General features: G+C 34.6%; 12 protein-coding genes and 1 pseudogene. 2 read left to right on the top strand and 11 right to left on the bottom strand.

Annotation, left to right across the window (positions count from 1 at the left end; genetic code table 11):
• Positions 1-189 precede the first annotated feature (189 nt).
• The 8 genes from AC5LWL_RS06860 to AC5LWL_RS06825 form a co-directional block, all read right to left on the bottom strand.
• Entirely contained in the window at positions 190-1047 is an 858-nt protein-coding gene (locus tag AC5LWL_RS06860; protein ID WP_493433632.1) for a MurR/RpiR family transcriptional regulator, read from the bottom strand.
• A 19-nt stretch (positions 1048-1066) separates the two neighbouring features.
• Positions 1067-1969 (bottom strand): N-acetylmuramic acid 6-phosphate etherase, encoded by a 903-nt coding sequence (gene murQ, locus AC5LWL_RS06855; RefSeq protein ID WP_493433631.1) that lies wholly within the window; start codon positions 1967-1969, stop codon positions 1067-1069.
• 209 nt (positions 1970-2178) lie between these two features.
• On the bottom strand, positions 2179-3036 hold the full coding sequence (locus AC5LWL_RS06850; protein WP_493433630.1) for an HAD family hydrolase: 858 nt from the start codon (positions 3034-3036) through the stop codon (positions 2179-2181).
• Positions 3037-3897: 861 nt separating this feature from the next.
• Entirely contained in the window at positions 3898-5127 is a 1230-nt protein-coding gene (locus AC5LWL_RS06845; protein WP_493433629.1) for a sensor histidine kinase, read from the bottom strand.
• Positions 5128-5138: 11 nt separating this feature from the next.
• Complete coding sequence (locus tag AC5LWL_RS06840; RefSeq protein WP_493433628.1) at positions 5139-5810, bottom strand: response regulator transcription factor; 672 nt, start codon at positions 5808-5810, stop codon at positions 5139-5141.
• Between the two features lie 449 nt (positions 5811-6259).
• Entirely contained in the window at positions 6260-8464 is a 2205-nt protein-coding gene (locus AC5LWL_RS06835; RefSeq protein WP_493433627.1) for a glycosyltransferase family 39 protein, read from the bottom strand.
• A gap of 7 nt (positions 8465-8471) precedes the next feature.
• Positions 8472-8888 (bottom strand): GtrA family protein, encoded by a 417-nt coding sequence (locus tag AC5LWL_RS06830; protein ID WP_493433626.1) that lies wholly within the window; start codon positions 8886-8888, stop codon positions 8472-8474.
• Complete coding sequence (locus AC5LWL_RS06825) at positions 8885-9853, bottom strand: glycosyltransferase family 2 protein (RefSeq protein WP_493433625.1); 969 nt, start codon at positions 9851-9853, stop codon at positions 8885-8887. Before AC5LWL_RS06825 ends, AC5LWL_RS06830 begins: the two co-directional genes overlap by 4 nt.
• Before the next feature lie 335 nt (positions 9854-10188).
• Here AC5LWL_RS06825 and AC5LWL_RS06820 point away from each other — a divergent pair.
• A pseudogene (locus AC5LWL_RS06820) lies at positions 10189-10736 on the top strand (histidine phosphatase family protein).
• Positions 10737-10830: 94 nt separating this feature from the next.
• On the opposite strand, the gene AC5LWL_RS06815 reads toward AC5LWL_RS06820, so the two are convergent.
• Entirely contained in the window at positions 10831-11196 is a 366-nt protein-coding gene (locus AC5LWL_RS06815) for a hypothetical protein (protein WP_493433624.1), read from the bottom strand.
• A 206-nt stretch (positions 11197-11402) separates the two neighbouring features.
• Here AC5LWL_RS06815 and gsiB point away from each other — a divergent pair, with 206 nt between their 5' ends.
• Positions 11403-11768: a glucose starvation-inducible protein GsiB gene (gene gsiB, locus AC5LWL_RS06810; protein WP_493433623.1), complete on the top strand. Its 366-nt coding sequence runs from the start codon at positions 11403-11405 to the stop codon at positions 11766-11768.
• Positions 11769-11904: 136 nt separating this feature from the next.
• On the opposite strand, the gene AC5LWL_RS06805 is transcribed toward gsiB, so the two are convergent.
• Positions 11905-12513, bottom strand: a complete 609-nt coding sequence (locus AC5LWL_RS06805) for an alpha/beta hydrolase (protein WP_493433622.1) — start codon at positions 12511-12513, stop codon at positions 11905-11907.
• Between the two features lie 263 nt (positions 12514-12776).
• Positions 12777-13373 (bottom strand): nitroreductase family protein, encoded by a 597-nt coding sequence (locus AC5LWL_RS06800; RefSeq protein WP_493433621.1) that lies wholly within the window; start codon positions 13371-13373, stop codon positions 12777-12779.
• Positions 13374-13683: the final 310 nt, after the last annotated feature.

Here is a 13683-nt window from a genome sequence, read left to right as displayed (position 1 = left end):
TGAAAATGCTCTCTCCATTAGTCCGCAACCGGTATACACTTTGCTTTCCATGGGGATCTCTTCTTTCCTGCAATTCCCATAGGAGTCTTCGCATATTCCGGCTGCTCCCTGCTTCACCATAACAACAAACATAAATCAAACTTTCTATTTTCATTTTTTATGGTGCAGATTTGTTACATGAGTGTCTTTCTATTTATGCTCGGATTTTAGAAATTGTATCGCTTCTCTTGTGTTATCAATATAGTCGATTGATTTATCATATTGTGCAGTTGCTATGTTAAGAAATAAGATATCTAACATATGGAGCTGTGCTAATCGGGATGATGTTGCTGCACTTCTAAATGTTGCTTCTGCTGAATAAGACGTGTACAGCTTGATATCTCCTAATGATGCAACAGTCGATTGTCCGTATTTTGTCAGACTAATCGTTTTTATGCCCCGATTTTTAGCAAGTGACATGATTTTGATTACTTCACTTGTTTCGCCAGAATGTGATATGCCAAATACAATATCTGTATCTTTTGCATTTGCAATTAATGTTGCAACAAGATGTGTATCTAAAAAGGCTGTTGCATTCTTATTAATGCGAAGAAATTTCTGTGAAGCATCCAATGCAATAATATGAGAGGCACCAATTCCAAAAAAATGAATCGTATCTGCTTCCATTAATTGCTTGATGGCCAGCGTTAATTCTTCATAATTAATGATTTCTTCTGTATCCTTTAAACTCTGTATGCTATTGTTTGTTGTTTTCTCAACGATAGAGTAAATCGATTCACCTTGATCTATATCACGGTAACCATTCACTTCTGTTTTTATAAGATCTCCAGCTATTCGAACCTTTAAATCTTGGAAACCATTTAAACCTAATGATTTACAAAGTCTAACTACAGCCGCTCCACTAGTGTTGGCTAAATTCCCCAATTCACTTACAGTGCTTTTCACAATGTCATGTGGATGCTCCAATATATATTCTGCAATCTTTCGTTCGGATGCAGGAAGTTCGCTTATTACTTTTTTTATCATTTTTAAGCCGCCTGCCGCCATACTTACTACCACCTATGCTTTATTTTGGAAGAATCGCCTTCCTTACATACCCATTTGCTACTTCTAAACGTTTGATTGCTTCCTCCTTTGTTATATTTGCTTTAATCATCACAATGGCTAGTTTCACTTGATTATTTGCTGCTTCAAGATTTTCTTTGGCGATTTCATACGGAACTTTTGTTACCTTCATAATAATGCCAATCCCACGTTCCTTTAATTTATGGTTGCTCACATGCACATCTACCATTAAGTTTTCATATGCTTTTCCTAAAAGAATCATGGAAGAAGTGGAAATCATATTTAATACCATTTTGTGAGCAGTTGCCGCTTTTAATCTCGTTGAACCAGTCAGTACTTCAGGACCAACAATTACTTCAATACTTTGTTCAGCTTCTTTGCTTACTAAACTATTTTTGTTACAAGTAAGAGAGACCGTTTTTGCTCCAATACTTCTAGCGTATTTTAAAGCACCAATAACGTAAGGGGTACGACCACTAGCTGCAATTCCAATAACGGTATCCTTTGCAGTAAGTTCTATTTCTTTCAGATCCTTTTCCCCCCATGAAGGATTATCCTCCGCTCCTTCTACTGCCTTAATAAATGCATTTTGTCCACCTGCCATAATTCCCTGTACCATGCCTGGATTTGTACTAAATGTTGGAGGACATTCTACGGCATCCAACACTCCAAGCCTCCCGCTGGTTCCTGCTCCTATATAAATAAGACGACCACCTTTTCGAAAAGAATTCACAGTAAACTTTACGGCAATTTCCACTTCATTTAAAACTTGTTGAACTGCAAGAGCTATGTTTTGGTCTTCTTGATTCATAATAGTTAAGATATCCATTGGCTCTGCAACATCAATATCGATGCTTCGTTCATTTCGCGATTCTGTTGTTAAACTAGACAGTTCTTGCCCCATAATCTTAGCCTCCTGTTGAATAGCTCTTATGTAAGTATCTGAGAGCAAATTCTAAAAACTTATTCCAATTAACTGAATTTTTAGATAAAAACTTATAAAAAAATAAAACTTATTAAATAAGAGTATAAATAGTTTGAAATATAATTTCAATACTTTTATCTATATTTTTAAAATTTTATTTCAAAATTAATGGTTTTATTCCTTTTTTATTAAAAAATAAATTGATGAATAGCTTTTGCAATCCCGTTATTATCATTTGTCTCTGTCACTTTGTCTGCCGAAAGCTGAACTTCTTTTGGGGCATTTCCCATAGCTATTCCTAGTCCAGCAACTTTAAGCATTTGCATATCATTATAATTGTCACCTATTGCTGCTACCTCAAAGAGTGGAATGTTTAGTTGTTTTGCTAAAGCGGTTAAAGAAAATGCCTTTGTTATATTAATAGGTGTTATTTCTAAATTTTTATAATTTAAACTTGTGCTGATTTCCATGCCATAACATTGTTCTCTTACTATTTCTGTGAAATTTTCCAAATTATCCTCTCCATGAAAAACAGCAATTTTTGAAATAGCTGGTGTATTTTTTTGTAGATATTCTAATAAATTCTCTACTAATTTTATTTGACAATTTTTACGATATATTTCACATCTTGTTAAATTTCCACCGGTTTCAGATAGACTAGGAATATTATTTTCAATCCAATTTTTATTCCAGTCGTTTTTTATTGGTATTAGCAATGTATCTCCTTCATAAAATTGAGCGTATATTTGTTGCTCTGATATTAGGTTCATAAAGACTTCTAGATCTTTTTGTTGGAAAGATTGCACTTGTTGAATGGTCCCATTTTCGTCCATAATAATTGCTCCATTATAAGCAATGATCGGTTCTTTTAGTCCGACTGTTTCTGCTATCCATTTTGTTGATAAGGGTGTTCGGCCACTGCAAATTACTACTTTTCCTCCTTTGTTTCTGAATTCTTGAATAGCAGCTATTGTTTCTGGTTCTATTTCTTTATGGCTATTTAATAGTGTTCCGTCTAGGTCAATTGCTAATAATTTATACTTCATATTTGTCATCTCCTATTAGTATTTTCCTTTATTATATTGGCTGCTCTGAAAAAAAGGGTTCCGCAGGTGGAATACACTTCGCTTTCCTGTACGATGAAGCTAGACACTTATCTAAGTTCACAAATTTTATCTTTCTTATTTTCTTAAAAAATCAACACTACTATGGTTTAGCAATCATAGCTTGTCATGAAATTCGAAGACAAGAAACTTATTCTAAAACAGATTGCTTGTAACGGAGGGTGCGCAAAGACTCCTGCGGGAAATGTGGGAAGTAAAGACCCCGCAAGGCAACGCCGAGGAGGCTCAAGCGTAGCCTCGTGGAAAGCGAAGCAACCCGTAGTGGAAAGCACCCCCCATAAGAAAAGCGGAAGCGCCTTGTTTAGCCCCGAAGAAAAATGTTCTCCAGACTCAAAAAGTGTTTTTTACTTTTAGAGGCTGGAGGCAATACTCACTGGGGCTAGGCGCTGACCGGCTAAATACGCCACGTCCTTATGTCTTGGCCGGCACTTGTACATCCTGTACGGCGAAGCTAGACAGCCTTCACATTTCAAAAAGTATATACTTTTTCACCTTTTAAAAAACAAGCCTTCCATTTTATTATTCTAAATCGAGTAATATCAAGGACTTGCAAACAAATTTGATGGTGCGAAGTTTGAGTAATAAGTATAATATATAACAATATATTGGAAATGCTCGTTTTTTTATGCACGCTTGATTTCTTGATCACTTAAAAAGATTGTAAAAAAAAGAAACTAGGCTGTTTTATGGCTTTTAGTTTCTTTGATTATGTGGATATGGATAAACATATTGATTATCTTAAAAATTGTATTTTTCAGCAGTTTTGCAATTAATAATAGCGTTTTATTTTTCATCTCGTTTTGGAAATATTATTTCAAAGGTTGTTCCTTCTCCAAGGCTGCTTTCTACTTTAATCGTTCCATCATGTTTACCAATAATCCATTTCGCAATGGACAAACCTAAACCTGTTCCTTCTGCATATGTTCTTGACTGCTCCACTTGGTAAAAACGATTAAATATTTTAGGAATTTCTTCTTTTGGGATGCCGATTCCATTATCTTTTACTAGCAGTGTGACAGTATGTGTTTTTACAATGGCGTTAAGTTGTATTTCTCCGCCTTCTTGAGTAAATTTCATGCTATTGTCCACTAAAATAACAAGCAGCTGGTGAATCCTCTCTTTATCTCCCATTAAAAGAATAGGCTCTTTTACGCTGGAATATATTCTTTTCCCTTGGAATTCCGCTATATCCGCATACTGCTCTATTATTTCTGTCAGCAAATTGGTTATTGAAAAGGTTGCTTTTTTGATTTCCATTTGATTGGAATCAGATCTCGCTAAAGTTAATAAATTTGTTACTAGCTTAATCAGCCTCCTTGTCTCTTTCGAAATAACCGAGATATCCACTGCTTTCTCTTGTACGGTTGCCTCCGGTTCTTGAAATAGCAAATCCGTTCGTGACTGAATAACAGCAAGTGGTGTCCTTAATTCATGAGAAGCATCAGAAACAAACTGCTGCTGTGCTTCCCATGATTTTTGAATAGGCACCAATGCTTTTCCCGCAAGAAAATATCCTGCAATAATAGCGAGTATACTGCCTATGACAACACCAATTGTCATAATAATTATAAGTCGGTTCAACATCATTTTTTCAGCATCGATATTTCTTATAAATTGAAGGACCCCTTGCCCACCATCTATTTCTACTTTCATTGCAATCGTATTAAAGCTATCCCCATCTGTTGATTGCTTTTCTACAATTTTATCCAATACATTTGGATAAAAAGCATCTGATTGACTGCTATAATCAATCATGGCATTTTTCGACATACTTTCAATACTCTTATCTTCTCCCCACATAATATAATTAACCTGAGGATCAAGCCCTGGCATGGGTCCATCTGCTTTTTGCGGTTGTTTAATAAAGTCCATTGCTCGCATTAGAGACTTATTCGCATCATGATATATTTGCTTTTCTGTATATTGATAAATCATTGTTCCAAGCACAATCATTAACAGGATAAAAACAAGGGAATTTAATATCGTTAACTTGATTCTCGTTTTTTGAAACATTTTTTCTCTCCTTATTGCTGCTTTAAAATATAGCCGACTCCACGGACAGTTTGAATATCTTTATGATAAGAAAACGCTTCTAGCTTCTTACGCAATTGATGAATAAACACCTCAACAATCGCAATCGTTGTATCAGAGTCAAATCCCCATATTCGATCGAAAATTTGTTCTTTTGTTACAATTTTCCCTGTATTTTGAATTAAATATTCTAATAAATCATATTGTTTAATCGTTAATTTAATGGGTATACCTTTTACTAAAACATCATGCTCTTTGCCTTTTAAAATAATTTCTCCATACTTAATACCTTCATCTAAATCAAGTGCACCGCTTCTTCTTAATAGTGCTTTTATTCTTGCCATAAGCTCAGGTGCTTGAAATGGTTTTACTAAATAATCATCCCCTCCATATTCAAGTCCCTTCACTCTATCCTCTAAAGCGTCTTTTGCTGTCAAAAATAAAACCGGCGTATTTATTTTTTCTTTTCTTATTTCCTTTACAATTTCAAATCCATTCATAAAGGGCAGCATAACATCTAGTACAATTAAGTCGTAAATATTCTGCTCTGCAAAAAATAATCCATCTTCTCCATTATCTGCTGTGTCTACTTCATATTCACTTTCTATGATTCCTTTTATTGATTCTAGTAATGAAATATTGTCTTCTACCACTAGTATTTTCATTTTCGATTTCCTCCTGTATGGTGCCATTCTTACCATGATTTCTTTGGTATTATATCGTTATTTATGCTTATTATATCAAATGAAATAATCGTGGGTTATCACTTGCATACATGTAAAGTCCCTGCTTCTTTAAAAAGTATAAGGAAAGCTGCACCATCATTTATTTGAACTAAAGCTGTCTGTTAAAACGATTGTTTGCATAATTCTCCACTCCATTTCAGCACATACTCATTTTCCGAGCAAAAGCGCGGGGCTTCTTGAATATTTTTCACGAGAGCTAGACGTTGGATGAGAACATAACCGCCGCAAAAGTTATCCACTATTCCCTTTCGTTTATAATTTCTTAGATGATGAAAAAAGAAAAGCGATCGCCATGGCGAATCGCTTTTCCGTGTATAAAGCATCAGCAGAAAACTTCTTCTGACTGCCTCAAGCAATCATTTTGTCTATCATCCTTGATATTCATATAAAGCTTGACCACTATTACGTTGACCTTGGTTCGTAGTCTGACCGCTATCTTCATTATTGTCTTCAGTAGTAGTATCTGCAGAATACTCATTACTTGGCACTTCTACGCAGTTTTCCTGAATCCATTCTGTGACTTCACTATTCCCGCTTCCCATTCCTTGACTGGAAATTAGGAAATATTTTATTTCTTCGTTTTTCGCCATTTCTTCTAAATCTTCCACGGAAGGAGCAGGATCTGTTCCAGAGAAACCACCCATTGCCATTACCGCATAATCTGTATTTAACATAATAGAATAAGCGGATTGGGCTCTTTGAACAGCTAAGAAGAATTTTTCTCCATTATAGTTCTCTTCAAGATAAGACATTAATTCACTGTCTATACTTTCCATTCCACCACCACCCTGGCGTCCCATTGACTGTTCACCATTTGTCGGCGGATTTCCTGTTTCCATATCTGAATTCCCAGGAGGTCTTTCCATTTGATTAGAAGAATTAGGTGAGTTGTAATTACCTTGCATATTGCCACCGGGTCCTCCTCCTTGAGCGCTTCCATCTGGTCTTCCTGGCATATTGCCATTATTTCCTCCACGGCCGCCTCCCATTCCGCTTGTCGGACCAGCGGTTGGAGTCGATTCATTTCCTGTTTTTGCAATAGTGATAGTAGTCCAGTAGATTGGAAGAATCAACAAGGCTACAATACTAGAAACAGCAATTGTTTGTTTTATTGCCTCATTGGATTTTGCTGCGATTAAAAGAATAAACAGCACAACACCTAAAACAATGCCAATCCACATCCAAACAAGCGATACAGATGCACTATTTTGATAGACAATCAGCGCTTCAAATAGACTTGTTACTATTATTCCAACTGGTAATAACCAGCTTTCCCAACCATTCTCTTCTTTATAAAAATTCCACAAGGTTACAAATCCAATTCCAACTAATGATGCAATAGCTGGTCCCATCATACTTAGATAATAATGATGATAGAATAATGCAATACTAAAAAATATAAACATTGGTACTAACCATGCCAACCAGAATAAGGCAAAATGATGCTGCATAGTATATTTTCTTCTTTTCATAAAGGAAACAACCAAACCAATAACTGCAAACAAAACGAATGGCAGCAGCCAGCTAATTTGACCAGATAATTCACTTTGGAATAGTCGAAGGGCACCGGCGTCTCCAGTATTAAACATTCCTGATTGTTGACCAGAACTAGAATTTCCGTCCATTCGCCCACCATCATCATTCATGTCCTCATTATTAGGAAAACCTGAGGAATTTTGAGTGGATGAGTTAGTTGACTGATCATCTGTTGCTGTTTGATTCTGATCTACAGTCCCACTTTGTGACATTTCTCTTCCAGAACCGCTGCCGCCAACACTTGAATCATTCCCTGTCAAACGGGATAAACCATTATAGCCAAGCGCAAGCTCTAAAACAGAATTTGTCTCACTTCCTCCCATATATGGACGATCACTTGCAGGAGTTAAATCTACTGCAATAGCCCATGAAAGGGACACAACTGCCAGAACTACCGTAGAAACAATTAAATTCACTATTTTTTTCACTAATTTTATTTCTCTTGTTGCAAATAAGTAATAGAAGTAGAAAGCTGGTAAAACCATAAATGCTTGAAGCATCTTGACATTAAAACCAACACCTACAAGTGCAAAACTTAAGATTAACCAACCGACTTTTTGTTTTTCCACTGCTTTCATTAAAGTCCAAGTAGCAAACATCAAGGTTAAAATTAAAATACTGTCGACATTATTTGTGCGAACTACTGCAACAAATATTGGAGAGCATGCTAACACCGAACTAGAAATCAAAGCAGCTGTTCTGCCAAATTTAGGTTTTACAATGAGATATAATAACCAAACAGACAGGACACCAGCCAATGCTTCAGGCAATAACAAAACAAAATCATTAAATCCAAAAACATATGCAAATATTGCTTGAACCCATAGTGCTACTGGCGGCTTATCGACCGTAATAAAGCCTGCTGGGTCAAACGATACAAAGAAAAAATTATGAAAACTAGTTAACATACTCTTAATCGCGACTGTATAATAGGAATTTGTCCCAGCATTTTGCAAATTATAAAAATTAAAAACTGCAGATACTAATAAAATAATAATTAATAGGATATCTACTCTACCTTTAGTCCATTTTTTCATAAATCCCTCATACTTTCTTTCTAGTATTTTTGTCTTTATTGGTTGCTGTTGTAAATACAAATAATTTAGTACCAATAAAATTTATACACACACCAAGAAAAGTGGCCGTAATTTTACTGGAAAACAAACTCCAGCTTTGTTGTTTAAATAAAAATTGAAGAGTAAAAATAGTCAGAAGCAAAGTTATAATGTTTATAGCAGCAAATCGTCCGAATTCTTTCCAATTCGCCTTATTTACCCGTTTAAATGTCCACTTTCTATTCATAAAATAACTATTTAGAAGTCCACAAATATAGGAAATACATTGAGCAAATAAATAATGTACATGTAAACCAGCAAGAATGCTATAAACAACTAAGTCAATTGATGTATTGATACCACCAACTGCTCCAAACTTAATAAACACTGCTAATTTCTGTTTCATTTTGTAGATGCTGGTGTTTTTATAGCCGATTCTTTGCTGTAGACATCTCTGACAATATATAACGGACGGTTTTTAGCTTCATCGTAAATACGTCCAATATATTCTCCAATGACCCCTAACATCATTAACACTATTCCACTAAAGAAGAGTTGAATCACAATGATCGACGACCATCCAGTAATAGTTGTGGAAGTAAACAGTTTTTGATACAACACGATTATCATATAAATAAACCCAATAATAGATAATGATGCCCCTAAATAGTTCGCCAGTTTCAGTGGTTTATAGGAAAAGGATGTAATGCCATCCATCGATAATTTAAGCATTCTTTTTAATGGGTACTTTGTTTCACCTGCCAACCGTTCATCCCGTTCGTATTCTACGGCAGTTTGCTTGAATCCTACCCAACTTACAAGTCCTCTGACAAATCTATTTTTTTCATGTATATTTTTCATTTGATCACAAACTTTGCGATCCATTAAGCGAAAATCCCCCGTATCAATCGGGATATCGATATCTGTCATCGATCTTAATGTTCGGTAAAACATAGCAGCAGTTTGTTTTTTAAAAAAGGTTTCGCCTTTTCTTGCCGTCCGTTTTGCATAAACAACCTCATAACCATTTTTCCATTCCGTAATCATCTCAAGTATTAGCTCGGGAGGATCCTGCAAATCAGCATCGATAATTATAATGGCATCCCCTGCTGCATAATCCATTCCTGCTGTAATCGCAATTTGATGACCAAAATTTCTCGAAAAATCAATAATCTTTATGCTTTTATCTGATTCACCTAATATCTTGAGAATATCCACTGTTTGATCACTGCTACCATCATTGATAAATAATAGTTCATACTTTTCAGCAGTAGCATCCATCACCGTTTTTAACCGTTCATACGTATGCTTTATAACTTGTTCCTCATTATAAACTGGTATAACAATCGAATATTTCGTTCTGTTTTCCATGTACTCACCCTTCCTTTCAATTTGTTCGCAACAACTAATACTTGCTGCTTCGAATGGAATAATGTGATTCTATCGAACAAAACTTAATTAATCCTTAACTTTATTAACAGCATATGGTAAGCATCGGCTAAAAAGTTTATAGCCCTATCATAAATAGCTAAAATTGTTAGTTTAGTACGGAGATAGATGTAAAATTCAATATTTAATTAGTACAAAATGCAATCAGACATATACAAAAACAAAGAGTTATAACACAAAAGAGTCTTGCTAATACTAATTTATTTGAACGACAGATGCTTTTTAATACACTTAATTAAATATTTTCAGGAGGTACACTGAAAACATATATTTATATGGTAAGACATGGTGAATCACCAAAAACCAACGGAAATGAGAGAACAAGAGAGCTAACTGATAAAGGGAATCCTATGCTAAGAGAGTAAGGAATATATTATAAGGAGAGGACATCGAGGTTTTTATTTCAAGTCCATACAAACGAGCAATCCTGACTATACAGGGTTTGGCTATGCATTCAGGGAGAAACATTTTAGTTTTTGAGATCTTAAAGAAAGAATTTTTTCGAATGAAGAAGATCCATTAAGCAATAAAGAATTGTTCCCCCTTGCTGGGGAAGTCGTTTTTCAATCCAAACTTCGCTTTAACTGGAGAAGAGTCCAATACAGATTGTCAAAATCGACCTACAACCGTTCTAAAAAATTATTGGACATATAATTAGGGACTCACGGAGCAGTATTGTCATTGATGATTGATAAGTTTTTTTGATAAATGCTACGATTTGAATTTTTTACTGCATACATCTAAACCAGATATATACAGAATGGAATTCAAAGGTCAGAACTTGGTAGAGGTTAAAAGATTGTAGAGAGAATGTTAAGTTATATGCTATGTATCTTGCCTGCAATTTTGCAGGCATACTTTTTCAAGATCAAAATTTACTTCTAGGTCGTTTTTATTTTTCAAATGACTTCTGACAATGAAAAATAGTTTGTCAATTTACTGTTCACATGGTTTTTCCAGCCATCCAGCGGAACATCGAGTTCACTTAACAGCTTATAGGCATGCACCCATGCACTCATTTCCGCATGGACTCGATATGACCAATCATTTAACCATTTATCATAATCCAGCTCCCCATTCACATAATCCATCACATGACCAATTTCATGAGCAAGTGCAAAAGTATTTTCTAAAGTGATTAAATATGGAATGGTAATATACATTTTGGCATTAAAGCTGATTTTTTTGGAAGAATCATAAACTACTCTACAGCCAAGTTCTTCTGCTTTAGCGACCACTTGTAGAAACTTATCAGATGAAATCAATATTCTCATTCCCCTTTCGTTTTATGATCTAAAATAAAGCATTTATATTTATTCCATGTTCTTGTATTGCCTTTCAATCTGACCTCTCAAAAAAATTACCAATGATTACCTCATTTATTTTGACTGTATTTATGTTTATCTAATTCCATACCGGCTATATAACCTATGTACAACTTGTTATTAAAATCTTTTAAGGAGTGATAAACATGGCAGACAAAATGAGTAGAGAAGAAGCAGGAAAAATGGGCGGAAAAGCTACCTCCAAAAATCACGACAAGGATTTTTATCAAGAAATTGGACAAAAAGGTGGAGAGGCTACAGCTGATAACCACGATAAAGAATTTTACCAAGAAATTGGTGAAAAGGGTGGAGAAGCTACCTCCAAAAACCATGACAAAGAATATTACCAAGAAATTGGTGAAAAAGGCGGAGAAGCTACCTCCAAAAACCATGATAAAGAATTTTACCAAGAAATTGGTGAAAAAGGTGGAGAAGCTACCTCCAAAAACCACGACAAAGAATTTTATCAAGATATCGGCAGCAAAGGCGGAAAATCCCGCGGTAACGATTAATTGAGACTTTCAAATAAAAAATGAATATTAGAATAAATTGAATACCCGGTACATGCTATGTACCGGGTATTCAATTTTTCATTATATTATATACTATTTTACCCATTTAAGAAATACAACCTATTATGATTATATTCTACAGAAACTGGTTATTATACCAAGTTGCTGCTGCTTCCACTTCTGTTCTTGTTAACTGATGTCCATTATTCTCCCAATGCAACTCTATATTTGCTCCAGCATTTTCCAACAAACCCTTTAGCTCTTCAGACTCTTTCTTCGAACAGATAGGATCATTTTTGCCTGCCGTTATAAATACGGGAAGATTTTTTAAATTAGGCAGTTGAATTCCACGTCGGGGTACCATTGGATGGTGAAGAATTGCTCCTTTTAGGCTACCTTTATGATGAAACAAAATGCTTGCTGCAATATTTGCTCCGTTAGAATAACCAATAGCTATCATATTATTTCGATTAAAACGATATTTTTCTGCACTTTCATCCAAAAATTCATTCAACTCTTTTGTACGAAAAAATAAGTCCTCTTCATCAAATACTCCCTCAGCTAAACGACGGAAAAAACGAGGCATTCCATTTTCTAAAACATTCCCACGAACACTTAACACAGAAGCTTCTGGATCTACTATGTCTGCAAGTGAAAGCAAATCATGTTCATTTCCACCTGTTCCATGTAATAATAAAATAGTTGGTCTTGTTGAACCTGTTCCTTTTTTAAATAAATGCTTCATTCTGTCCTTCCTTTTCTATTGTACTTTTTATTGTTTTTCCCAGCCGATCTACTATGATTATTTCTGAACAGTTTTACAGCAAATTAAGTATAATATAGGGTCATAAAAGATGTTTATCTATTAACCTTTATCTTATCTCGAATTAAAGATAATTTAACTATTTTATCATTCACATGTCAAGAAACTCTGCTTATACTTACCCATTTAAAAGACCCATGAATATAATCATGAGTCTTAAAGTATAGACAAAATTGTACCCCTCATTATTTAAATACTTTTACTCGTTCTTCTAATGATTGGAATTCTTTTTCACCAGGTTCAGCAGTTGGTTTTCCAAAAGGCATTTGCGCAACTAGCTTCCATGTTGTAGGAAGACTCCACTCTGCTTCCACTGCCTTATCAATTAGCTCGTTGTAATGCTGCAAAGATGCACCAAAACCAACTTCTTCTAATGCAGTCCAAATCACTAATTGATGCATAGCTGACGTATGGTGAGACCAAATTGGGAAATTATCTGCATAAGAAGCAAACGATTTTTGCAATCCTTCAATAACTTCTTGATCTTCCAAAAATAAAATTGTTCCATAACCTGCTTTAAAAGAGTTAATTTTTTCTTCTGTTGGCCCAAATTTTTCAGCTGGAACAATTTTCCGAAGAGCATCAGCAGTAATATCCCAAACTTTATCATGCTGTTCACCAAGTAATACGACAACACGTGCACTTTGAGAATTAAACGCAGATGGGGTATGAAGTACTGCTTCATTTACAATTTCTTGAATCTTTTCATCTGAAATTACTTGCTCCTTACTAATGGCATAATAAGAACGACGATTTTTAATAGCTTCTAAGATTTTACTCATTTTTCATTCCTCCATTTTATGTAATTGATCTGACTAAAAAGGTTATAACTTACTATTTGTAATTAACTTTAATTTAATAACATTATAATGTCAAATAATTAAGTTTCGTTCTCAAAAAATTTCCCTAATTCGCCTTTTTTATTCACTATTCCCTCTATTTTTTTTTGTAATCTTTTGATATAATTGAGATGCTCACAACATTAGTAATTAATGGGTTTCTTACCAGTTGCAAACTATTAATTTAATAATAAATACCTATTACAATTGACTCTTTTATCTATTAAAATTACTGTATCTATTCTTCAATTAT

The sequence above is a fragment of the Niallia sp. WK069_GA_01 genome (assembly GCF_983173855.1).
Note: the sequence above shows the minus strand (reverse complement) of the source record. Positions and strands in the feature narration are given on the sequence as shown.

Excerpts from the sequence above, each read along its gene's own strand:
- AC5LWL_RS06860 (WP_493433632.1), bottom strand. The coding sequence starts at position 1,047 with ATGGCGGCAGGCGGCTTAAAAATGATAAAAAAAGTAATAAGCGAACTT.
- murQ (WP_493433631.1), bottom strand. The coding sequence starts at position 1,969 with ATGGGGCAAGAACTGTCTAGTTTAACAACAGAATCGCGAAATGAACGA.
- AC5LWL_RS06850 (WP_493433630.1), bottom strand. The coding sequence starts at position 3,036 with ATGAAGTATAAATTATTAGCAATTGACCTAGACGGAACACTATTAAAT.
- AC5LWL_RS06845 (WP_493433629.1), bottom strand. The coding sequence starts at position 5,127 with ATGTTTCAAAAAACGAGAATCAAGTTAACGATATTAAATTCCCTTGTT.
- AC5LWL_RS06840 (WP_493433628.1), bottom strand. The coding sequence starts at position 5,810 with ATGAAAATACTAGTGGTAGAAGACAATATTTCATTACTAGAATCAATA.
- AC5LWL_RS06835 (WP_493433627.1), bottom strand. The coding sequence starts at position 8,464 with ATGAAAAAATGGACTAAAGGTAGAGTAGATATCCTATTAATTATTATT.
- AC5LWL_RS06830 (WP_493433626.1), bottom strand. The coding sequence starts at position 8,888 with ATGAAACAGAAATTAGCAGTGTTTATTAAGTTTGGAGCAGTTGGTGGT.
- AC5LWL_RS06825 (WP_493433625.1), bottom strand. The coding sequence starts at position 9,853 with ATGGAAAACAGAACGAAATATTCGATTGTTATACCAGTTTATAATGAG.
- gsiB (WP_493433623.1), top strand. The coding sequence starts at position 11,403 with ATGGCAGACAAAATGAGTAGAGAAGAAGCAGGAAAAATGGGCGGAAAA.
- AC5LWL_RS06805 (WP_493433622.1), bottom strand. The coding sequence starts at position 12,513 with ATGAAGCATTTATTTAAAAAAGGAACAGGTTCAACAAGACCAACTATT.
- AC5LWL_RS06800 (WP_493433621.1), bottom strand. The coding sequence starts at position 13,373 with ATGAGTAAAATCTTAGAAGCTATTAAAAATCGTCGTTCTTATTATGCC.